Below are 23,572 nucleotides of genomic sequence, written 5' to 3' on the forward strand. Positions count from 1 at the left end.
TCAATTATCTACTAACGTCTTTTCTTTGCAGCCTTGCCCGTAGTGCCTGGTGCTTTTTTCTTGGCACTGGCAGGCGCAGCAGCAGATTTCTGGCGACGTCCCCCAGAAAAACTGTCTTCACTTGCTTTGACGCCGCTCTTTTTAACCGCAGCAGCCTTGGCCGACTTGGAAAAAACAGGGGCTAATTTTTCTTCCGGTTCCAGGGCAAGCTTTCTTGCATTGGCCGGATTCTTACGGTTTTTATCTGATGCGGTGACACTTCTTTGCTCACCTGGCCCACCAGGCATTTTGCCGGAAGCGGGTTGCGCGATACTCAAATCAATTTTCCTCGCATCCAGATCAACCCGGCTCACCACGACCCGGACTTTATCCGTCAATTGATAACGCTTGCCTGTGCGTTCGCCACGCAATTCATGACGTGCGTCATCGAACTGGAAGTAATCGGCCCCCAGTTCAGTCACATGCACCAGGCCTTCGATATAAATTTCGTCGAGCTGAACAAAAATACCGAACTGGGTGACGCCGGTGATCATGCCAGTAAATTCTTCACCCAGTTTGCCACGGATGAAATAGCATTTCAGCCAGGCTTCCACGTCACGTGATGCTTCATCTGCCCGCCTTTCATTGGCAGAACAATGAACACCCAGTGCGTCCCAGATCGTCGGGTCTTTTTCGACCTTTTTCTTGCCGGCAGCCTTGTCAGCCACCATCTGCTTGCGCGCAGCGTTGGACACGGTGGTATTCAACAGGCTCAGGTCTATGCCTTTTGGTTCGTATTTACGTCCCTGCAAGATAGCCTTGATGGCGCGGTGCGTCAGCAAATCAGGGTAACGGCGAATCGGGCTGGTGAAATGCGCGTAAGCGTCATAAGACAAGCCGAAATGACCGATATTGTCCGGGCTGTATACCGCCTGTTGCATGGAGCGCAGCAACATGGTCTGCAACAACGGTGCGTCTGGCCTGCCTTTGATTTTTTTCATCAACTCGGCATAGTCAGATGCCGAAGGTGAATCGCCACCGTTGAGGAACAGGCCAACCTGTTTCAGGAAATTTCTGACCTGGGTCAGTTTTTCTTTGGTCGGGCCGGCATGGATGCGGTAAGTACCCGGATGTTTATAGGTTTCCAGCAGATTGGCAGCACAAACGTTAGCGGCCAGCATGCACTCTTCGATCAGCTTGTGGGCATCATTGCGCGTGCGTGGCAGGATTTTTTCTATCTTGCCGGATGGATTGCAAACGATATAGGTTTCTGTCGTTTCAAAATCGATCGCACCACGCACCTGACGTGCCTTCAGCAAGGACTGGAAGACTTCATACAGATGCAGGAGATGTGGCACAAGCGTCAGGCGCTTGGCAGCTTCGGGGCCCTTGGTATTGCCCAGGATGGCCGCTACTTCGGTGTACGTGAAACGTGCCGCCGAGTGGATGACTGCGGGATAAAACTGGTAAGCCGTGACTTCACCATCCTGTGTAATCACCATGTCGCACACCAGCGTCAAACGATCAACGTCAGGATTCAGCGAACACAAGCCATTCGACAGACGTTCCGGCAACATGGGGATGACGCGACGCGGGAAATACACGGATGTACTGCGCAACAGCGCTTCTTCATCCAGCGCATCATTCGGCTGCACATAGTGGCTGACATCGGCAATCGCCACGATCAGGCGGTGCCCCTTGCTGCGACCGATCTTGATGGGTTCGCAATACACGGCATCATCAAAGTCACGTGCATCTTCACCATCGATGGTGACCAATGGGATATCGCGCAGATCAACTCTGTCATTGAGATCCACGTCACGGACTTCGGACGGCAGTTTTGAAGCAGCCTTTTTGACTGCTTCTGAAAATTCGTGCGGCACGCCAAATTTTCTGACTGCGATTTCGATTTCCATACCAGGATCATCGACATCACCCAGCACCTCTACAATTTTGCCTACTGGCTGCGCATAACGGGTCGGCTGTTCGGTTAACTCGACACTGACTACCTGGCCGGCTTTTGCCTTGCCGGGCGCACCGGTCAACAGAATATCCTGGCTGAAACGCTTGTCTTCAGGTGCCACGATCCAGGCGCCGTTTTCATTGAGCAAACGGCCAATGACATGGGTATTGGCCCGTTCCAGAATTTCCAGAATGCCACCTTCCAGCCGGCCACGTCTGTCAGTACCAACCACGCGTGCCATGACGCGATCACCATGCAATACTTTCTGCATTTCGCGCTCTGGCAAAAACAGGTCTTCACTACCGTCATCCGGTATCAGAAAACCATAACCTTCACGATGGCTGCTGACTTTTCCGCTGATGAAATTATCCTGATTGGCGATGGTGTAACTTCCACCTTTGTCCACTTTGATCTGCCCATCCCTTTCCATCGCGTTTAATCGTCGTGTCATGCCATCTAACTCCTCAGGTTTAACCGACAAACCGTCCGCAATGGCGGAAGCCGTCATTTTTGCCTTGTTAGTACGTAGAACGCCCAGTATCTCTTCGCGACTGGGAATAGGGTATAAATGCTTATTCAAATCTTATATGTCTTCTTTAAATGTTAATCTGGCCTGTGCCAGAACCAAAGTCAGGCATTAGTTTACCGGAGCAAACCTCTTTCACCTAACAATTCTTGTATTCATCAAGGCATGTGCCTTGACAAATCCTCGTATTAATTTATAATGTTGTTCTCCGTTGCCCACGTGGCGGAATTGGTAGACGCGCATGGTTCAGGTCCATGTGCCTTCGGGTGTGGGGGTTCGAGTCCCTCCGTGGGCACCACCAAATTGGAAGCCCGCTGATTCGTCAGCGGGCTTTTTCATTTCTGCGATGCCCTGCTTTCTCAAGCCCATTTTCACCTCCACTATCAAGCCCACTTCAGCCCAGTGCTACATCCCTGATTCTGCCATTATTCATGGCGTTTTTTTCATCCGGACAAAAATCAAATCCAACTCATTTGCCTAGTTTTGATTTTCATTTTGAAAGTTTTGAAAAATTCGCCCGGAATTCACCCAAAACGATGCAAATGCTCTATAATGACGCCTTCTGTTGCCCACGTGGCGGAATTGGTAGACGCGCATGGTTCAGGTCCATGTGCCTTCGGGTGTGGGGGTTCGAGTCCCTCCGTGGGCACCACCAAATTGATGGCCCGCTGATTCGTCAGCGGGCTTTTTCATTTCCGCGCCCCTCTGCTTTCTCAAGCCCACCGCCATCACCTCCCTGCACTTCCACATCCCCACCTCACCACTACGCCATTAGAGCACCAACAATCACTTTCTGCAGCACGATCAAGGCGGGCATAAAAAAAACGGAAGACTATGCTTCCGTTTTTGGGACACCCTTACTTCGCGCCTTTTTTCAGCCAGGCATTCAATTGATGCGGCCTGATACTGTCATACTCTTCAAAAGGTTGATGTATCCATGGATTTGTGGCCAGATAATCGAGATAATAATCCGGCGCCACGGATGAACATGCCTTGTACCAGATCACGGCTGACTTGACTTCAGTCACTGCCGGGAAATTCTCGCGCAAATGCACCAGTACTTTTTCCAGCGTCACACCAGAATCAACCAGATCATCCACCACCAGCACGCGGCCTTGCAAGGCACCCTTGGTCATGGAGATGTACTTGCCGATATCCAGCGCACCCTGCAAAGTGCCGGACTCTTCACGGTAAGAACTGGTGGACAATATCGCCAGCGGTACATCAAAAATACGCGAGAAGATGTCACCTGGACGCAAACCACCACGCGCCAGGCACAATACCTGGTCAAATTTCCAGCCGGTTTCGTGCACTTTCAGTGCCAGCTCTTCAATCGAGCGGTGATAGGCTTCCCAGGAAACCCATAAGTCCTTGTCTGTTGATGCGGGCATATTCATATTCTTATTTTCCTTCTTAAATAAATGGATGCCTTAAAACGATCGTTTCTTCACGATCCGGGCCAGTAGATACCATATCTACCGGAACACCGACCAGCTCCTGAATACGCTGGATATAGTTACGGGCGTTGACTGGCAACGCGTCCATGCTCTTGGCACCAACCGTTGTATCGGTCCAGCCTGGCATTTCCTCATAAATCGCTTCACAACGTGCCGCTTCTTCAGCGCCGACAGGGAAGATATCAACGACTTTGCCATCCACTTTATAACCAGTGCACAGACGCAGCGTTTCGATACCATCGAGTACGTCCAGCTTGGTCAGGCACATACCGGAAACGCCATTGATCTGCACCGAGCGCTTCAACAGGGCGGCATCAAACCAACCGCAACGACGCGCACGCCCGGTGACGGTACCAAACTCATGACCAACACTGGCCAGATGTTTGCCGACACCTGCATCCGTCGGCAATTCAGACGGGAAAGGGCCAGAACCGACACGCGTGGTGTAAGCCTTGGTAATACCCAGAATGTAATGCAGCATGTTAGGACCAACGCCAGAACCGGCAGCGGCATTGCCAGCGACACAGTTACTGGAAGTCACGAAAGGATAGGTGCCGTGATCAACGTCCAGCAAGCTGCCTTGCGCACCTTCAAACAACAGGCTGGCACCAGCCTTGTGAGCCGCATACAGTGCACTCGACACGTCCGCCACCATAGGGCGAATACGCGGTACATTGGCCAGCGTGTCATCCAGGGTTTTCTGGAATTCGACGGCAGGAGCCTTCAGGTAATTGGTCAGTACGAAATTGTGATAATCGAGGTTATCACGCAGCTTTTCAGCAAAGCGCTCTTCATTGAGCAAATCGGCGACACGAATCGCACGACGCGCAACTTTATCTTCATAGGCCGGGCCTATACCCTTGCCGGTAGTACCGATCTTGGCAGCACCACGGGCAATTTCACGCGCCGCATCGAGTGCAGTGTGGTAAGGCAGGATAACCGGACAGGCTTCCGAAATTTTCAGACGTGATGCCACTTCCACACCATTGGCCTGCAGCTTGTCGATTTCTCTCAACAGGTCAGGCACAGACAACACCACACCATTGCCGATATAGCAGGCAGTACCGGCGCGCATGATACCGGAAGGTATCAGTTGCAAGGCTGTCTTTTGGCCGCCTATCACCAGCGTATGACCAGCATTGTGTCCACCCTGAAAACGAACTACGCCTTGTGCGTGATCGGTCAGCCAGTCAACGATTTTTCCTTTGCCTTCATCGCCCCACTGGGTACCGATTACAACAACGTTTTTTGCAATTTTAGTTTGTGTCATCACTCAACCTACATTTTGAAGAATCCATTTACCACCATCGAAAGTGAGTGCGCGATTGCAATCAAATTCGTCTTGTTCACTCTCGTGTCCGGGCATGCTTTGAATCACGATCTCGCCCTCGCTACGCAATTGGGCAATTTTCTCGCGCAACAGTTGCTCACTGCCCCAGGGGGCGCGTATCGCGCCTTTTCTCTCTGCTGTGGGCAACAGGCGTGCCAGCTCGCGCAAATCCAGAGAAAAACCGGTTGCAGGGCGCAGGCGACCAAAAGCCTCGCCCACGTGATCATAACGCCCGCCGCGCGCGACAGCATTCGGCAAACCAGGCACAAATACGTTGAACATAACGCCGCTGTGATAGTGGTAGCCACGCAAATCAGCCAGATCAATGGTGACATGGGCACCACCGGTCAGGTTGACCAGATATTCCAACTCATCCAAAGCAAGGTCAATGCCTTTCATTGCCGGCAAGACAGCACGTGCCCTGGCAATAACAGAAGCGTCGCCATACAGGCCAGGCAAGGCCAGCAAGGCAGCCCTGACTTCGGCAGAGAAATTCTGACTCAGTTTATCTATGCTGGGCAGGTCTTTTGCCTCCAGCAGGGCAAACAGGGTATTTTCCTGCGCCTTGGCGAGCGGATCTGCTGCCAGCAAGGTGCGCAAGACGCCCACATGACACAAGTCCAGACGCACATCACGGATATTTGCCAGCGCCAGGCAACCCAGTACCAGCTCCTGGATTTCGGCATCTGCTTCCAGACCGGCATGACCATAGATCTCGGCACCAATCTGCAAAGGCTCACGCGTGGCATGCAGGCCGGATGGCCTGGTCTGCAATACGCTGCCGGCGTAGCAAAGACGCGTGACCGAACGGCGGTTCAGCAAATGTGCATCAATACGGGCGACCTGGGTCGTCATATCCGAACGCAGGCCCATGGTACGGCCAGACATCTGATCAACCAGCTTGAAAGTACGCAAGTCGGTATCCTGCCCTGCCCCGGTCAGCAAAGATTCTATGTATTCCAGCAGTGGTGGCATCACCAGTTCGTAACCGAACAGACGGAAGTGATCCAGCAAGGCACGGCGCAACTCTTCTATCTTGCGTGCTTCAGAGGGCAAGATATCCGCAATATTTTCAGGTAAAAGCCAATTTGGCATGGGGAATTATGTAAAAAACAAAAAAATTTGGCTAGGCCAATCCGACAAACAGCGATCTGCACCTTAAGGTGCAGATCGCTGTCGAGAAAACAAATGAATTACTTGCCTTTTACTGCAGGCGCACTACCGCCAGAAGCACCAGAGCCTTTAAAGTATTTGAAGAAATCAGAATTAGGATCAACCACTAACACATCGCTCTTATTCTTGAAGCTGTTGCGATAGGCTTCGAGGCTACGATAAAATTTGTAGAATTCAGGATTTTGCCCGAATGCCTGCGCATAGATTTGTGAGGCTTCAGCATCACCGGCGCCGCGCATTTTTTCTGCTTCACGGAAGGCTTCTGCCAGTATCACCGTTCTTTGCTTGTCAGCGTCAGCACGAATCTGTTCAGAATCGGCAGCACCGGTAGAACGCAATTCATTGGCAACACGGGCACGTTCTGCCTTCATACGGTCATACACGGAATTATTGATCTGTTCGACATAATCAACACGCTTCAAACGCACATCAAGAATTTCCACACCGATCTGCTTTGCTTCTTCTGCGACTTTTTTCTTGATCGCATCCATGACATTGCCACGTTCGCCAGAAATCACTTCACGTACAGTGCGCTTGGTAATTTCGTCATTCAGGGCAGCCTTGACGATCTGTGACATACGGTCCGTAGCGCGACGCTCTTCACCGTTAAAGCTGACGTAGTACAGCTTCGGTTCCTTGATACGCCATTTGACGTAGGAATCAACCAGAATATTTTTCTTTTCTGCCGTAATGAAACGATCGGCTTCCGGAGAATCAATGGTCAGGACACGCTTGTCCAGGAACAATACATTCTGGAACGGTGGCGGCAATTTAAAATGCAGACCAGGTTCGCTGATGACAGAACGTACCTCACCCAGGGCAAAAACAATGGCGTGTGAACGCTGGTCAACCACAAATATGGTGGAGTATGCTACCAGTATGGCTGCAAACAAGGCCACAACAACTGAAATGAGCTTATTCATTTATCGTACCTCCCTTTCACGAGAGTCACGGCTATCTCTTGATCTTCCATCTTTGCTGTAACGCATCTCCACAGTAGGAATCTGTTCGGCAGACGGTGCCGTTGGCTGCACGGTGGCTGCTGAAGCTGCCTTGCCAGCAGACGAATCAGATGGCGCCATCATTTTGTCTATCGGCAAATACAGCATGTTATTGCCAGCCTTGGTATCGACCATCACCTTGCTGGTGCTGGCAAAAATCTGCTGCATGGTTTCCAGGTACATACGGTCACGGGTAACGGCCGGTGCTTTCTGGTATTCCGTCAACACCTGCTTGAAGCGTGAGGCATTACCTTCCGCATTGGCAACAATGCGTGACTGATAGGCTTCTGCATCAAGCAGCAGACGGGATGCTTCACCACGTGCCTTTGGAATAACGTCATTGGCATAGGCCTGGCCTTCATTCTTTTGACGTTCCTTGTCCTGCCCTGCCTTGACGGCATCATCAAACGCTGTCTGAACCTGTTCTGGCGGCTGCACGCCCTGCATGGTCACATTCGTGATCTGCACACCAGCAGTGTAGATATCCAGAATTTTTTGCATGCTGGCACTGACATCCAGCGCAACCTTTTCACGGCCTTCATACAAAACGAAATCCATCTTGTTCTTGCCGACGATTTCTCGCACGGCAGTCTCGGCGACCTGACGTATCATGTCTTCCTGATCGCGGTTGTTGTACAGCCAGTCTGCGGCATTATTCAATTTATACTGAACTGCGAATTGAATATCAACGATGTTTTCATCATCAGTCAGCATCAGGGATTCACGCGCCTGCTTGTTCTTTACATTCGAACGGTAGCCGACTTCAATAGTACGCACCTGAGACACATTGACGATTTCATGGCCCTGAATAGGGTAAGGCCAGCGCCAGTTGAAACCGGCAGAAGTCTGATGGCTTAATTTGCCAAAGGTCGTGATGACAGCCGTCTGACCTTCCTGCACAATGAAAAAGCCACTCGCCAGCCAGATAAGGGCAAAAATACCAACAATCAGTGAAGCACCTATTTTGGCACCCGAAGAATCAGGCGAGAAACCGCCATTATCACCACCGCCATTGCCTTTTTGGCCCAGCAGGCGACTCAGCTTCTGGCTAAAGTCTTTCCATAGCTGATCGAGATCAGGCGGCCCTTCAGGCGGCTTTTTATTGTTATTATTATTATTCTGATTATTGTTTTGTGAACCACGTCCCCATTGAGGGTCGTTCAACGACATGGTCAAACCAATTCTTTTGAGAAGTGAAACAAGCATTCTGTCGCTATCCAATGAATAGTGGGTTGGACTACTGAAGATTAAAGCGTGCGTCATTATCTTGAGGTAATACCGCCTGCCCCGAAGCTGACGCTTTTTCCAGCGCGAATTGAGCTATCGATTCACGCAACAAACTGATACCTGCCCCAGTACGAGCGCTCAAAAAAACCCGTTGGATTTTATCACACTCATCCAGGTCAACCGATGGTTCTATACCCGCCAGGTCTATCTTGTTCCAGACCAGCATCTGCGGAATATGGTCGGCACCGATTTCTTTCAATACTTCATTGACTTGCTGTATCTGGTCGAATCTTACCGGACTACCGGCATCCACGACGTGTAAAAGCAGATCCGCATGAATGGTTTCTTCCAGTGTGGCACGAAACGCGGCAACCAGTTGATGCGGCAGCTCACGAATAAAGCCTACTGTGTCCGAAATTACCACACTACCGGCCTCTCCCAGATAAAGGCGACGGGATGTTGTGTCCAAAGTCGCGAATAACTGGTCGGCTGCATAGGCACCGGCCTTTGTCAGTGTATTAAATAAAGTTGATTTCCCGGCATTGGTATAACCTACCAGGGAAACCGACAAAGTATTGCTGCGACCTCTTGAACGGCGCTGAGTCTCACGCTGCTTATGCAGCTTTTCCAGCTTCTGCTTCAGCATTTTGACCCGTTCACCTAACAGGCGACGATCTGTTTCCAGCTGCGTTTCACCCGGACCACGCAGACCGATACCACCTTTTTGACGTTCCAGATGGGTCCAGCCGCGAATCAGGCGCGTTGCCAGATGTTGCAACTGAGCCAACTCCACCTGCACCTTACCTTCGTGACTGTGGGCGCGCTGGGCAAAAATATCGAGAATCAGGCTGGTACGGTCTACCACCCTGACTTTCATGTGACGTTCAAGATTTCTTTGCTGGGCTGGCGATAATGCGTGATTAAAAATCACAATATCCAGCGTGGCATCAGCGACAGCATGTGCTATCTCATCCGCTTTGCCGGAACCGACAAAAAACGCCGCATCAGGGCTTGCCCGCTTGCAAGTGATGGTTGTAACCGGCTCCGCCCCCGCTGATTGCGAGAGCAAAGTCAATTCTTCTAAACTAGCGGCAAAGTCGTCTTTGCCAAAATCCACACCGACTAGAGCGGCGCGCATAGACGACTTCTTTCCAATGATTCAGCGCTCAAAAATTACTCTGCTTCAGACTCGGTGTTAATGCTGACTGCACGTGCTGGAACAACAGTCGAAATAGCATGTTTGTAGACCATTTGTGTCACTGTATTACGCAGCAAAACAACGTACTGGTCAAACGATTCAATATGGCCTTGCAGCTTGATGCCATTCACCAGATAAATTGATACAGGGATATGTTCTTTACGCAAAGCGTTCAGAAACGGGTCTTGTAGTAGTTGCCCTTTATTACTCATAACAGCTCCATTGTGTTGTTGTGATCAGGAGTTGGGGACTACTTGGCAAAATACAAGTAATCCAAGAAGTTGATTACAAAGTAATGTAATCTATTTTTATCTTTATTGCATATCCAGCACCGAATTTTTATCGGAACTGGCATTATTTCCATTATTTTGATTTGTCGAACGGATTCTTGCCCGATCGCATTTCTATTCTTAATGGAGTTCCCGTGAGAGAAAAAGTTTCACGGAAATGTTTTTCAAGATAGCGTTTGTACACGTCACCGATCGCTTCCAGCGCATTGCCATGAATGACAATGATAGGCGGATTTTGCCCGCCCTGATGCGCATAGCGCAATTTTGGACGAATCGAGCCCTTGCGCTTGGGTTGCTGATGCTCTACTGCTTCAATCAGTGCACGGGTGAGTTTTGGTGTCGACAAATTACACATCGCCGCTTCATAGGCAGCATCTATCGATTTCATCAAAGGACCGATACCTGTCGATTTCAGTGCAGAGATAAAATGGAACTTGGCAAACGTCAGGAAATTCAGCTTGCGCTCAATATCCATCTTGATTTCATCCCGTCTGTCACTTTGCAGGCCATCCCATTTATTCACACCAACCACCAGGGCACGGCCAGATTCAAGAATGAAGCCGGCGATATGGGCATCCTGTTCCGAGATATCCTGTTGCGCATCAAGCAGCAGCAAGACAACATTGGCTTCAGACACTGATTGCAGGGTTTTCACGACCGAGAATTTTTCTATCGCCTCAAATACCTTGCCGCGCCGGCGTATGCCAGCGGTATCAATCAGGGAATAATGCTTGCCCTCACGCTCGAACGGGATTTCGATGGAGTCACGGGTGGTACCCGGCATATCAAAGGCGATCACGCGGTCTTCGCCCAGCAAGGTGTTCACCAGCGTCGATTTACCGACGTTAGGGCGACCTACAATAGCTATACGGATGCCACGTACGTTTGGTTCCGGCTCTTCCAGTTCTGGTGGACGTTGCGCAAACGCGATGTCCACCATTTCTTCAACCAGATCAGTCACACCGTCACCATGGGCGGCGGAAATGACATACGGGTCACCAAGACCCAGCTCGTAAAAGTCGGCAGTCACCGAGGTGTATTTCATACCCTCGGCCTTGTTGACGACCAGCATGACAGAACGGCCAGATTTCCTCAGAAAATCGGTGATGGTCTTGTCATGCGGTGTCAGGCCCTGACGGCCATCGACAATAAATACAACAACATCAGCCTCAGCCACTGCCTGCTTGGTCTGTTTGGCCATTTCATGCATGATGCCTTCCTTGGCAACAGGCTCGAAACCGCCCGTATCAATCACCAGGAAAGGACGCTCACCAACACGGCCTTCACCGTAATGGCGGTCTCTCGTCAAACCTGGCAAGTCTGCTACCAAAGCATCACGAGAACGGGTAAGCCGATTGAACAGCGTGGATTTGCCGACATTAGGTCGGCCTATAAGTGCGATAACCGGCTTCATTATTTTTATTACTCGGCTGCAAGTGCAACCAGTGATCCTGATTTTGTTTGGACGATCAGTTTAGCATCCACCACCAATGGTGCCGCTAAAATCTGACTACCATCGGTAGTTACCCGTCCTATGAACGAACCATCTTCCCTTGAGAGGAAGTGGACATAACCTGCCAAATCACCCACCGCTACTGCGCGATCGAATGAAATGGGGGCAGATAAACGACGGTTACTCAATTTATCATTACGCCACGCACTGGCACCGCCAGTACGGGCATAGGCATTTACTGCACCATTGACATCAGCCGCGAAGACGAAACGTTCGTCAACACTGACACCGACCTCGCTGGACAAGTTCTTATTCCAGCGCAAAGCACCGGTACCTACGTCAAAACAGGCTACACGACCCTGAAAGGAACTGGCGCATACATCACGACCCAGAATCACAGGAATGCCGGACACGTCCGCCACACGCTCCAGTTCGGTCGCGCCTTTCGGCTCACCGACTACCGCTTCCCAGCGCAGACCACCGTTATTCAGCGCCAGAGAAGACATGCGGCCACCTGGCAAAGCCACCAGCACCTGTTGTTCTGTGATCACGATGCCTGGCGCCAGACGCAAGGTCAAAGGTGGCAAAGGTCGCTCAACGGACCATTTGCGTTCGCCAGTATTGACGTCATACGCAGATATCTTGTTATCAATGCTGCGCACCACGACCAGGCCCTGGCCGACTGCAGGTGCAGACAGGATTTCATTCGTGCCTGGCGTCTTCCAGCGCAGCTTGCCATCCAGATCAAATGCCAGCAACTGACCTTTTTCACCCACTACGGCAATCGTGCCAGCATCAACACCGACACCGGCAGTCAGACGCATGCCTGCATTGATTTTCCAGACAGTACGACCGCTTGCAACTTCAACCCGTATCAGCGTGCCATCAGCCGCAGCGGCATACACGTTCTGCGCCAGTGAAGCTGGTGTAAACAGGTAATTTCCGGCAGCACCAACTGGCACAGTCCAGCTAGCCTTGATGGACATCGTGGTTTTAATGTCGGTCAGAACAGCAGGTGTGTTTTTTTCTGACTTGGAAGAAAAAGGATTCAGGGATGACAGTGTAGAACAGCCACTCAAGGCAAAAAGTGCAGACGCCGTAACCAGCAGCTTGGCAGAAAATTGCATGTATGGCTCCTGTTATTTACTAACAACTTTTGTTTCAGCTGCACCGCCAACGGCATCCAGCTTGGTTTGCAAAGACTGACGTCCCGGATTTTTTTCCGACATCTTGTCCAGTGCAGCTTTATAGGCAGTACGTGCTTCTGCGATATTGTTCTGAGCAACATAAATATCACCCTTGGCATCCAGCACATCCGCTTCCAGTTCTGCCGGGAAGCTGCCAGATAATTGCTTCAGTCCTTCGTCGTAAGCTTTTTCATCGAGTGCAATACCGGCCAGGCGAATTTTGGCAATGGCCTTGTATTCATCCACCTTTGCTGTATCAGCCACCCATTGCAACTGGGTTTTAGCTACTTTCAGGTCACCTGCATCAAATGCGCTCTTTGCGGCAACCAGTGCAGCCATGGGCGCATAGGCTGCACGTGGAAATTTCTCTTTCAAGTCTTCAGCAGCACGTTGCACTTTGGCATTGTCCTTGGACGTCACTGATTTTTGCATTTCTTCATATAACTGTGAAGCTTGCAAGGACTGATTGCCCTGATAGGTGTTCCAGTAAGTCCAGGCTGCATAGCCGCCCAGGCAAACAATCACCAGCCATGTCACCAGATTGCCGTATTTTTTCCAGGTATCTTTCAGGCTGTCTATCTGCTCTTGTTCTTCTAAATCGTATGCCATAGTGTCTATTGTTATCTATATTATTAACGTTAATAATCGTACTAATGCGTATTAATGATGAATATGGATGTGAGTCGGGTCGTCGCAGCAATGATCAGCATCTTCCACACCGGCAATCTGGTCGACCAGATAATCCACCGCTGTATCGAATGGCACGTTGACCTGGTTGTTTTCAACATCATCGGCACGCATGGCCTTGATGCTGACGGTATTATTACTGGCCTCATCCTCACCAATAATAACGGCATAGGCTGCGCCGCTGCCATCTGCCTTCTTCATTTGCGACTTGAAACTGCCTGCACCCGCCGCCGTTGCGCAATGTAACACAACATCCAGCCCGGCATCACGCAATCGTTCGCCAAGTACCATGGATTGAACCTGTCCGGCATCCCCCTGGTGTACCAGGTACACATCGCACAAAGCCGGCTTATGCAGATCACCGTTGATCTTCATCAATTCCAGCAAGCGCTCTATTCCCATTGCAAATCCGCAAGATGGCGTAGGCTTGCCGCCAAAAATACCGAACAGAGAATCATAACGACCACCGGCACAGACTGTACCCTGGGCACCCAGCTCATCCGTCACCCATTCAAACACGGTACGGTTGTAGTAATCCAGGCCACGTACCAGGCGGGTATTGATGGTAAAGGGAATACTGTTATGGCGCAGGATTTTCTGCACGCCTTCAAAATGGGCGAGCGATTCTTCACCCAGATAATCCAGCAACTTGGGCGCGCCATTGACCATTTCCTGCATCGCCGGATTTTTGGTATCCAGTATGCGCAAAGGATTAGTATGCAGACGACGTTGTGCTTCTGCATCCAGAATATCCAGATGTTGCTCAAAATAGGTAACCAGTGCTGCACGGTGCTGCGCTCTTTCGGCGGCATCGCCAATCGAGTTCAGTTCCAGTCGCACATTCTGCAAGCCCAGGTCATCCCACAAACGCTGGCACATCATGATCAGTTCGGCATCAATATCCGGACCGCTGAAACCCAGAGCTTCGGCACCCACTTGATGGAACTGGCGATAACGCCCGCGTTGCGGCCTCTCATGGCGGAACATAGGGCCTGTGTACCACAAACGCCTTGGACCGTCATACACCAGATTATGTTCGATAGCTGCCCTGACCACACCGGCTGTGCCCTCGGGGCGCAAGGTCAGCTTGTCACCGTTCATGGAATCTTCGAAAGAATACATTTCTTTTTCGACGACATCCGTTACCGCACCCAAGCCACGCGCAAACAGCGGGGTCGATTCGACGATAGGGGTACGAATTTGCTGAAAGCCGTAGCTCTTCAACACCGATTGCACGGTATTTTCAAACAACTCCCACAAGGGGGCGTCATCCGGCAACAGGTCATTCATACCCTTAATGCCTGCAATTTTTTCTGCTTTTTTATTTTCCGACATGCTTGCTACCTGATTCAATGATCTGACACGCCGTTCGACGGCGCATAGTGACTTTTTACATAATCCAGGACTATGGCCTGAAACTCTTCGGCAATCTTGTCGCCGCGCAAGGTTAGCGCCTTGGCGCCATCGATAAATACTGGCGCTGCCGGGGATTCACCCGTACCAGGCAGGCTAATACCGATATTGGCATGTTTGGATTCGCCAGGCCCATTCACGATACAACCCATGACTGCCACATTCATGTTTTCCACACCGGGATATTCCAGCTTCCAACTCGGCATCTGGCTACGCAGGAAAGTCTGTATATCGTCAGCAAGCTCCTGAAAGACGGTAGATGTGGTCCTGCCGCAACCCGGGCAAGCGATCACCATGGGGGTAAACTTGCGCAAGCCCATGGTCTGCAAAATCTCCTGGCCAACGATGACTTCGCGGCAGCGGTCGCCACCTGGTTCAGGGGTCAGGGAAATACGGATGGTATCGCCTATGCCTTCCTGCATCAGTACCGCCAATGCGGCTGTCGAGGCAACGATGCCCTTGCTACCCATACCTGCTTCGGTCAGACCAAGATGCAGGGGGTAATCGCAACGACGTCCCAGTTCACGATAAACGGCAATCAGGTCCTGCACGCCAGACACCTTGCAGGACAGGATGATCTTGTCACCAGCCAGCCCCAGCTCTTCCGCCTTCTGGGCGCTTTCAATGGCAGACGTGATCAATGCTTCATACATGACCGCCTGCACACTCCAGGGTTCTGGACGCAGTGCATTAGCATCCATGATGCGGGCCAGCAAGGCCTGATCGAGGCTACCCCAATTGACGCCTATGCGTACTGGCTTGTCGTAACGGCAGGCCATTTCTATCATTTGCGCAAATTGCGTATCACGCTTGGCACCCTTGCCTACATTACCAGGGTTAATCCGGTACTTGGACAAGGCCTTGGCGCAATCGGGAAAATCATGCAACAGCGTGTGACCGTTATAGTGAAAATCCCCCACCAGCGGGACATCAATGCCCATTCTGTCGAGTTGCTCGCGTATTGCCGGTACGGCTGCAGCGGCTTCCGGATTATTCACGGTAATACGGACCAGTTCGGACCCGGCACGCGCCAGTTCCTTGATCTGGATAGCGGTACCTATCGCATCTGCCGTATCGGTATTGGTCATGGACTGCACCACAACTGGCGCCCCACCACCAACGATCACTTCACGGCTGCCATAACTGACGCTGGCCGAACGGGATTTGCGCCTGAACTGAGGGCCAGAAGCAATTTCCGATAAAAAATCCGTCATCTTTACTTCACATTCAAATTAACAACATTGCTATCCTTGCCCGGCACGATACCCATGGCATTGCCACGCAACCAGCCTTCGACACCAGCGGCATTGCCTATCCTGATTTGCAATGCTTCTTTCATGTCAAAAAACTCTTCCGTGCCAGCCTTGGCCAGGTGCGAGGTAACGACAGTACCGTTCTCACGTTTGACCTGTATCCACGAATCCTGCTTGAATTTAAGCTTCAATTGATTGTTTCCAGTCTCGGCAGTGGCCGGACTGGCGACTACCAGCGGTGTACTCAGAGAAGGCACGCTAACGGGCGCAGCGGCAGCTGAGGGAGCAACTGAAGGGGCAACTGAGGCGGCAACCGGTGCAAGCACAGGTGCTGGTGTCGCGACTGAAGCCGGCGCCACATCCTGAGACAATTTTACTGCTGATGCAGCCTGCTCCTGATTTTCCAGGCGGGTACTGCTCCCGGCCATGCCGACACTTGAGGCTGGTGCCTCGGCCAGCTTTGGAGCCGTCGACTCATTTACAACACTGGCCGCAACCGGATCCACGCTGGCACTGACATCTTCAGGTGTTTTGGTGGTGGATGGTGTCAACAAACCTTTGAAGTAACCAGACTGTTCCAGTTTTTGACCGCCAACAAACAGCAAGGCAAATACGGCCAGCAAGGCTGCACCAATCAGATACTTGCGGTTATTGTTGTCCTGGCGTCCCAAAAACGGTGTGCGCGACTCCATGAAAGGGGTCGCCAATGTAGGACGCAAATCCGCATCCAGACCAGGAACCCCTGCTTCACTCGGCAGGCAGGCGATGATCGGCGCCGGGTCGAGTCGCAACAATTTTGCATAGGAACGTACAAAACCACGCACGATCACCATAGCAGGCAACAGTTCAAACTGATTATTCTCCAGTGCCTGGATTTGTCTTTGCGACAGCTTCAACTGGTCGGCGACCTGTTGCAGACTCATGCCCTGCTGGATACGCGCAGCAGATAATTGTGAGCCAGCAGTCTGCACCACTGACAGTGCGACCTTACTTTCAGTCTGTTCAGGCGTTATCGGCTCGACAGGTGAATTCATTCCTGCTTCACTCATTGAACACCCCACGCTGATACAAAGAATATTCTTTGGAATTTGGATGACGACGACGCAATTGAGTCGCCAGGCCACTGACAGCGCCTTCGTCGCCCATTTTCTTTTCTATCCTGATTGCCAGCCACAAGACGTCTGCCGCCAACACATCAAATTTCAATACGCGATTGATATAAAAACGCGCCTGCGAATATTCACCACGGTCAAACAGTATCTTGGCCAGGTTGGCGTTGATTGCCGGGCTGGCCGGATCTTCGCGCAAGCCCTGCAGGAAATAGCGCTCGGCACCCAGCGGGTCCTTCAAACGCAAACTGCACAGGCCGGCATTATTCAAGGCCTTGCCCGGCGTCGCATAAGCAGGATCCTTGATAACCTTGTCCAGATAGACCAGACCCTGCTTTTCACGGCCATTCAGACACAGAAACCAGCCGTAGTTATTTTCGATATCCGAATTTCCTGGCGACAGCTTCAGCGCATACAGGAAGTTTTCCTCAGCCAACTGCTTCTCGCCGCTCTCCATGAAAATCAGGGCACGCACGCTATACGCGTCAACCAGATCAGGCGTAATCAACAAGGCCTGACGTATTTCTTCCAATGCGACTTTTTGCTGACCCTGCTTGTAGTAGTCGATTGCCAGTTGCATCCTGATGGAGGCACGCTTGCGCGCTTCCATTTTCTCGCTTGAGACATTCTCTTCAGGCTGATCGCCTTCAAGACGCGGCTTGGACCCACAAGCTGACAGCCCCAATGCCAGCACGATCAACATGCCGGTCAACAGGTGGTGACGCATTTGAAAAATTTTCACTGATTGATCTCCACGATCTTGCCAAAATTTTCGCCAAACTTCTTTTGATATTCCGCCATCTTTTGCATGCGTTCCTGCACGCGTGTTCTGTCCTGCACTTCACCGGCCAACTGTCCGCAAGCCGCATCGATATCATCGCCACGGGTTTTACGCGTGGTGGTAACGATGCCTGCATCAAGCAATATCTGTGCAAACGCCTTGATACGGGGATTGGCAGAACGCTTCAACCCGGATTCCGGGAAGGGATTAAACGGAATCAGGTTGAACTTGCAAGGCACATCGCGTACCAGTTGAATCAGTTCACGCGCATGTTCATCGGTGTCGTTGACGCCGTCCAGCATGCAGTATTCAAAGGTAATGAAATCGCGTGGCGCAAATTCAAGGTAGCGCTTGCAGGCCGCCTTCAACTCTTCCAGCGGATGTTTTTTATTCAGGGGAATAAGACCATCACGCAAGGTATTGTTCGATGCATGCAGCGATACTGCCAGAGCTACCGGGCATTCCTGCGCCAGCTTGTCTATCATCGGCACCACACCACTGGTGGAAACCGTCACACGGCGACGTGACAGACCATAGGCATTATCGTCCAGCATCAGGCGCAATGCTGTCACCGTGGGTTCAAAATTCAACAAGGGTTCGCCCATGCCCATCATCACCACATTGGTGATTTGACGCTCGCCCTTAGGGCCGGGAACAATACCTTTGGTTCTGCGCAATTCGAATTCGGCCATCCACAACTGGCCAATAATTTCGCTTACACTCAAATTCCGGTTAAAACCCTGTTTGCCGGTAGAGCAAAAACGGCAATTCACCGCACAGCCAGCCTGGGTGGAAATACACAGGGTGCCGCGATTTTCTTCAGGGATAAAAACAGTCTCAACCGCATTGCCCTGCCCGACATCAACCAGCCATTTGCGCGTACCGTCCGTAGAGGTATGGTCGCTGATAATGGCGGGAGCGGTAATAGTGGCCCGCGTGGTGAGCTTCTCGCGCAAGGATTTCGCGAGGTCAGTCATTTCTTCAAACGAGCTGGCACCAAACTGGTGTATCCAGCGTTGCAACTGCTTGGCGCGAAACGGCTTCTCACCCAACGTGCCGCAATAAGCGACGAGTTGCGCTGGATCCAGATCCAATAAATTTGTGAGCACCGTCATGATCTTTCTTTCGCACCCCGTGCAGCACAACGCCGCACGGGGTGAAGTCTTAAAACGTCAAATTCAGATAAAGTCCGAATTAACGTGAATACACGTTCAACGCTGGGAAGTAGTAAGCGATTTCCACAGCAGCTGTTTCAGCAGCGTCGGAACCGTGAACAGCGTTTGCATCGATAGAATCAGCAAAATCCGCACGGATAGTGCCAGCATCTGCCTTCTTAGGATCCGTCGCGCCCATCAGGTCACGGTTTTTCAAAATTGCGCCTTCGCCTTCCAGAACCTGGATCATTACCGGGCCGGAGATCATGAAGTCAACCAGGTCCTTGAAGAACGGACGTGCGCTGTGAACAGCGTAGAAGCCTTCAGCTTCAGCGCGGGACAATTGTGCCATGCGAGCAGCAACTACTTTCAGGCCAGCGCCTTCAAAGCGACTGTAAATTTGACCGATCACGTTTTTTGCAACTGCGTCAGGTTTAATAATAGACAATGTACGTTCAATAGCCATCTAAAAACTCCAATAAAAAGAAAGGGTTAAGAAAAAATTCGAGAATTCATCTAACCTTAGATTTTACCATGAAACCACAATATCAGATATGTCTTTCAAGAAATACAATGAATCAAATGACTTCGGGACCTTACCCCCCAAAGCCATTCGCGGCACCGGCAAACCGACAAATAAGCGGAAGCGAGTACCAGCACTGCGTCAAGACATCGTTATCGGGTCTGGTTAAAACTAAACAAGGTCAAATACTGCCATGGATTCCACATGCGAGGTATGTGGAAACATATTGACAACACCGGCACTACTGAGACGGTAGCCAGCCTGATTGACCAGCATACCAGCATCCCTGGCGAGGGTTGAGGGACTGCAGGATACATAGACCAGGCGTTTGGGCAACAGTTGCGGCGCAGTCTGACTCAAATCTATCAATGCCTGACAAACCGCCATGGCTCCATCACGCGGCGGATCAATCAGGAAACGGTCAAATTTACCCAACTTTACAAAATCATCCGCAGTGACTTCAAACAAATTCCTGGTACTAAATGAGGTTTTATCTGCCAGGCCATTATGGCGGGCATTTTCCAGCGCACGTTCGGTCAGGGTATCACTACCCTCTATACCGACCACTTCCTTTGCCAATGTAGCAATAGGCAAAGTAAAATTACCCAGACCACAGAACAGATCAGCGATACGCTCATCTTTTTGCACATCCAGCAAACGCAAGGCCCGCGCCACCAGTACCCGGTTGATATGGTGATTGACCTGGGTAAAATCAGTTGGCTTGAATGGCATTTTGATACCAAATTCCGGCAATAGATAATGCAAATCACTTCGCGGTGGGTAATACGGCTCTGCCGTTTCCGGCCCCCTGACCTGCAACCACCATTGCACCTGATACTGATCGGCAAACGCCTTCAGTTTGACTTCATCGTCTTTGGAAAGCGGCGCCATGATGCGCAACACCATGGCAGTCACACCCTCACCTATCGCCAGTTCGATTTGCGGCAATGCTTCGACGATGGACAAGGATGCCACCAGGCCACGCAAAGGCATCAGCATGGCTGAAACATGGGGCGGCAAGATTTCACAGGTTTCCATATTCGCGACATAGCGCGATTTTTTCTCATGGAAACCCACCAGAACCGTACCTTTTTTGATCACATGGCGCACTGACAAACGGGCACGATAGCGATAACCCCAGGTTGGTCCGATGATGGGGCGCATCATGATATCTGCCCTGACCTTACCTATATGCGAAAGATTATCTTCCAGCACCCGCTGCTTCATTGCCACCTGGGCATTGGCATCGAGATGCTGCATGGAACAGCCACCGCAAGTGCCAAAAAATTCACATTTCGGCTCCACCCTTTGCGATGATTCACGCACCAGACTGGTCATGGTCGCTGCTTCCCAACTGGCTTTCTTTTTATAGGTACTGAATTCGACCAGCTCGCCCGGCAGTGCGCCATCTACAAAGACGACCTTGCCAGTCGAACCGTCTTCGTTTTGCAAATTACCGACGCCACGTGCGTCCATATCTAAAGAGCGAATTTCTAGTGTATTCATGGAAATTGACAGTACGACCTACACGCCGCACCGCTGAGAAGTGGAATTTTAAAAGACGGAATTATAAGAGATGCACAGACATGCGCCCAAAAATAGTTGAAATCAACCATTCAAGACCGGCCATGCCAGCAATCACCAGTAACGATGACAATGCGAAAAAAGCGAAACGAGTAGCAGGCAAGCAGGCAGGTGCCAGCTAAAGCACAGAATCCCGCCCAACGCCGCGCGAAGCAAAAGATCGCTTCAATTTGATCAGGGCCTCTTGCTGAATCTGGCGCACACGCTCACGGGTGATACCCATTTCATCGGCCAGGGTTTCCAGGGTTGCCGGATCATCATTATCGAGACCAAAGCGGCGCACGATGACGATACGCTGCTTGTCAGGCAACTTGGATAGCCAGTCACGCACCAGGATGGTCATCTCATGCTGTTCTGCACGGATGTCCGGCGCATCGTCACTGTCGCCTGGCAGCATATCCATGAGACTGGATTGCGGATCATTATCCAGCGGCGTATCCAGCGATGTAGCATGTTCGGACAGGGTGAGAATATCCTGCACCTCATCCACTGGCCGGTCGACCAGCAAGGCAATATCTTCCAGCGCGGCATCGCGGCCATCCCGCCTTTGTGATTCGAGGTGGTATTTGGCACGCAGTATCTGGTTCAATTCCCTGACCATGTGCACTGGCAGGCGTATGGTCCTGGCCTGGTTCATGATGGCGCGCTCTATGCTCTGGCGTATCCACCAGGTAGCATAGGTGGAAAAACGAAAACCGCGTTCGGGTTCAAACTTGTCTATCGCATGCATGAGCCCAAGATTGCCCTCTTCTATCATGTCGAGCAGGGCAACACCGCGATTGATGTAATGCTTGGCAATCGACACTACCAGACGCAGATTGTGTTCGATCATCTTTTGTCTGGCTTCAAAATCACCCTGCTTTGCCAGTGTTGCGTAATGCAACTCCTCAGAAGAAGCAAACAGCGGACGGGTACCAATCTGGTTCAGATAGTACTGTGTGGTGTCGGTAGACAACTCTGCCGCCAGTACCGTTTTCAATTCATCAATAGGGGCAACAATCAGGGTAGCCGGATCATCGCCCTGCTCTTCCTGAGATTCGCGGGAAATCTCGCCTGCATCGTCCGCCATATCATCGGCAACATCACCCTGCAAACGTGCATCTGCATCCGCGGCTTCACCTGCAGCATCCAGGTCGTCACTTGCGGCAGAATTTCCCAGCTTGTAAGTACTTAAGTTGTTGTGCATGATGACCTGTATTGATTCACGTATCCGGTAAATTCATTCCATCTGGGCATTTATTCTTTAGGGAATCTTCCTCAACCTCACAGACAGGGACTCCCGGAGACATCTTACAACGCTTATCAAGCTTCCTACATATATCAGCTTAACGTCCTGGCAAGTATTTCATCGGGTCCAGCGGCTTGCCTTGTAATCGTATTTCAAAGTGCAGCTTCACCGTTTCACTATCAGAATTACCCATCTCGGCTATTTTTTGCCCTTTGGTGATGGACTGCCCTTCTTTCACCAGAATCGCCTTGTTATGTGCATACGCAGATAACAGACTACTGTTGTGTTTAATAATGACGAGATTACCATATCCGCGTATACCGCTACCGGCATACATGACTTTACCTGCACCTGCCGCCAGAATATCCTGCCCCAGTTTACCGGCGATATCCAGTCCTTTATTTTTTGCATCATCGTAGCTTGCCACGACTTTACCTTCGGCCGGCCACATCCATTCTACGGAATCAGATTCTGCTGCCACTGGCTCTGCCGCCCTGGCGGGCACAGGCACGTCAGGCTTGACTGCCGGTGTGGGTATTACAGCTGCAACAACTGTCGCGTCTGTTTTCTGCAACTCAGCCAGATTACCTTCAGAATAAGGGCGTTTGTCGCCACGAGGATTATTCTTGTTGGTAGCAGGATTCGTCAGTGGCTTTACTTCAACTGAGGAATTGGCAATACCTGAAGTTTGTGCTGTTGCAGTACCATCTGGCGGTGCTACGCGCAATACTTGCCCCACCTTGATGTCATTTGGATTTTTCAAGTCATTCCATGCGACCAGGTCGGCATAGCTTTGCCCGTGATCCAGAGCGATACGGTACAAGCCATCACCACGTTTGACAACGTAGGTGCCACGGGTATTATCCGGCGCCTTGACAGGCGGTTTGACCGCGACCTCGACGGGTGGAGTGTCACTTGGTTTTTGCTCGACACCGCGCTCCACTACAGGTGCGCGATTAGGTAAATTGGTTGTACAGGCACTCAATCCCGCCAGTACGGTAAGCACGACACCTGCTTGTAATATCTGCTGTATTGTCTTCATTTCTCTTTTTTAAT

At 51.1% G+C, this 23,572-nt stretch carries 20 protein-coding genes and 2 tRNA genes; 2 read left to right on the plus strand and 20 right to left on the minus strand.

What is annotated here, in order from left to right; all coding sequences use genetic code 11:
• Window positions 1-11: 11 nt before the first annotated feature.
• Window positions 12-2,522 carry a ribonuclease R gene (gene rnr / locus H8L32_RS07800; RefSeq protein ID WP_186946596.1) on the minus strand — a complete coding sequence of 837 codons (2,511 nt, stop codon included), beginning with the start codon at window positions 2,520-2,522 and terminating at the stop codon, window positions 12-14.
• A gap of 159 nt (window positions 2,523-2,681) precedes the next feature.
• On the opposite strand from rnr, the gene H8L32_RS07805 reads away from it, so the two are divergent.
• Window positions 2,682-2,766, plus strand: a tRNA-Leu gene (locus tag H8L32_RS07805).
• Window positions 2,767-3,035: 269 nt separating this feature from the next.
• A tRNA-Leu gene (locus tag H8L32_RS07810) sits at window positions 3,036-3,120 on the plus strand.
• A gap of 205 nt (window positions 3,121-3,325) precedes the next feature.
• Here the strand turns inward: H8L32_RS07810 and H8L32_RS07815 are convergent.
• The 19 genes from H8L32_RS07815 to H8L32_RS07905 form a co-directional block, all read right to left on the minus strand.
• A complete protein-coding gene (locus tag H8L32_RS07815; RefSeq protein WP_186946797.1) occupies window positions 3,326-3,859 on the minus strand; it encodes a phosphoribosyltransferase in 534 nt (177 codons plus the stop codon).
• A 22-nt stretch (window positions 3,860-3,881) separates the two neighbouring features.
• On the minus strand, window positions 3,882-5,195 hold the full coding sequence (locus H8L32_RS07820) for an adenylosuccinate synthase (RefSeq protein ID WP_186946597.1): 1,314 nt from the start codon (window positions 5,193-5,195) through the stop codon (window positions 3,882-3,884).
• A gap of 3 nt (window positions 5,196-5,198) precedes the next feature.
• Window positions 5,199-6,350 (minus strand): ATP phosphoribosyltransferase regulatory subunit, encoded by a 1,152-nt coding sequence (locus tag H8L32_RS07825; protein ID WP_186946598.1) that lies wholly within the window; start codon window positions 6,348-6,350, stop codon window positions 5,199-5,201.
• A gap of 98 nt (window positions 6,351-6,448) precedes the next feature.
• Window positions 6,449-7,351: a protease modulator HflC gene (gene hflC / locus H8L32_RS07830; protein WP_186946599.1), complete on the minus strand. Its 903-nt coding sequence runs from the start codon at window positions 7,349-7,351 to the stop codon at window positions 6,449-6,451.
• Window positions 7,352-8,635 (minus strand): FtsH protease activity modulator HflK, encoded by a 1,284-nt coding sequence (hflK, locus tag H8L32_RS07835; RefSeq protein WP_186946600.1) that lies wholly within the window; start codon window positions 8,633-8,635, stop codon window positions 7,352-7,354.
• Window positions 8,636-8,666: 31 nt separating this feature from the next.
• A complete protein-coding gene (hflX, locus tag H8L32_RS07840) occupies window positions 8,667-9,794 on the minus strand; it encodes a GTPase HflX (RefSeq protein ID WP_186946601.1) in 1,128 nt (375 codons plus the stop codon).
• A gap of 35 nt (window positions 9,795-9,829) precedes the next feature.
• Window positions 9,830-10,066 carry an RNA chaperone Hfq gene (gene hfq / locus H8L32_RS07845; RefSeq protein ID WP_186946602.1) on the minus strand — a complete coding sequence of 79 codons (237 nt, stop codon included), beginning with the start codon at window positions 10,064-10,066 and terminating at the stop codon, window positions 9,830-9,832.
• A 151-nt stretch (window positions 10,067-10,217) separates the two neighbouring features.
• Window positions 10,218-11,558: a ribosome biogenesis GTPase Der gene (der, locus tag H8L32_RS07850; protein ID WP_186946603.1), complete on the minus strand. Its 1,341-nt coding sequence runs from the start codon at window positions 11,556-11,558 to the stop codon at window positions 10,218-10,220.
• An 8-nt stretch (window positions 11,559-11,566) separates the two neighbouring features.
• Window positions 11,567-12,724, minus strand: coding sequence for an outer membrane protein assembly factor BamB (gene bamB / locus H8L32_RS07855; RefSeq protein ID WP_186946604.1), 1,158 nt, complete (start codon window positions 12,722-12,724; stop codon window positions 11,567-11,569).
• A gap of 12 nt (window positions 12,725-12,736) precedes the next feature.
• Window positions 12,737-13,393, minus strand: a complete 657-nt coding sequence (locus tag H8L32_RS07860; protein ID WP_186946605.1) for a YfgM family protein — start codon at window positions 13,391-13,393, stop codon at window positions 12,737-12,739.
• A gap of 51 nt (window positions 13,394-13,444) precedes the next feature.
• Window positions 13,445-14,806 carry a histidine--tRNA ligase gene (gene hisS, locus H8L32_RS07865; RefSeq protein WP_186946606.1) on the minus strand — a complete coding sequence of 454 codons (1,362 nt, stop codon included), beginning with the start codon at window positions 14,804-14,806 and terminating at the stop codon, window positions 13,445-13,447.
• A 14-nt stretch (window positions 14,807-14,820) separates the two neighbouring features.
• The gene (gene ispG, locus H8L32_RS07870) at window positions 14,821-16,098 is read right to left on the minus strand and encodes a flavodoxin-dependent (E)-4-hydroxy-3-methylbut-2-enyl-diphosphate synthase (RefSeq protein ID WP_186946607.1); all 1,278 of its coding nucleotides are present in this window, start codon (window positions 16,096-16,098) and stop codon (window positions 14,821-14,823) included.
• Between the two features lie 2 nt (window positions 16,099-16,100).
• Window positions 16,101-17,171, minus strand: a complete 1,071-nt coding sequence (locus tag H8L32_RS07875) for a helix-turn-helix domain-containing protein (RefSeq protein WP_222619273.1) — start codon at window positions 17,169-17,171, stop codon at window positions 16,101-16,103.
• 7 nt (window positions 17,172-17,178) lie between these two features.
• On the minus strand, window positions 17,179-17,988 hold the full coding sequence (pilW, locus tag H8L32_RS07880) for a type IV pilus biogenesis/stability protein PilW (RefSeq protein ID WP_329605161.1): 810 nt from the start codon (window positions 17,986-17,988) through the stop codon (window positions 17,179-17,181).
• A complete protein-coding gene (gene rlmN / locus H8L32_RS07885; RefSeq protein WP_186946799.1) occupies window positions 17,985-19,145 on the minus strand; it encodes a 23S rRNA (adenine(2503)-C(2))-methyltransferase RlmN in 1,161 nt (386 codons plus the stop codon). The genes pilW and rlmN overlap by 4 nt, the downstream gene beginning before the upstream one ends.
• Before the next feature lie 76 nt (window positions 19,146-19,221).
• Window positions 19,222-19,647, minus strand: coding sequence for a nucleoside-diphosphate kinase (gene ndk, locus H8L32_RS07890; RefSeq protein WP_186946609.1), 426 nt, complete (start codon window positions 19,645-19,647; stop codon window positions 19,222-19,224).
• A 228-nt stretch (window positions 19,648-19,875) separates the two neighbouring features.
• Window positions 19,876-21,210 (minus strand): 23S rRNA (uracil(1939)-C(5))-methyltransferase RlmD, encoded by a 1,335-nt coding sequence (gene rlmD / locus H8L32_RS07895; protein WP_222619278.1) that lies wholly within the window; start codon window positions 21,208-21,210, stop codon window positions 19,876-19,878.
• 196 nt (window positions 21,211-21,406) lie between these two features.
• A complete protein-coding gene (gene rpoS / locus H8L32_RS07900) occupies window positions 21,407-22,474 on the minus strand; it encodes an RNA polymerase sigma factor RpoS (RefSeq protein ID WP_408058829.1) in 1,068 nt (355 codons plus the stop codon).
• A gap of 139 nt (window positions 22,475-22,613) precedes the next feature.
• The gene (locus tag H8L32_RS07905) at window positions 22,614-23,558 is read right to left on the minus strand and encodes a peptidoglycan DD-metalloendopeptidase family protein (protein ID WP_186946610.1); all 945 of its coding nucleotides are present in this window, start codon (window positions 23,556-23,558) and stop codon (window positions 22,614-22,616) included.
• Between the last annotated feature and the right edge of the window lie 14 nt (window positions 23,559-23,572).

Source organism: Undibacterium hunanense (assembly GCF_014284335.1).
Taxonomy (GTDB): Bacteria; Pseudomonadota; Gammaproteobacteria; order Burkholderiales; family Burkholderiaceae_D; genus Undibacterium; species Undibacterium hunanense.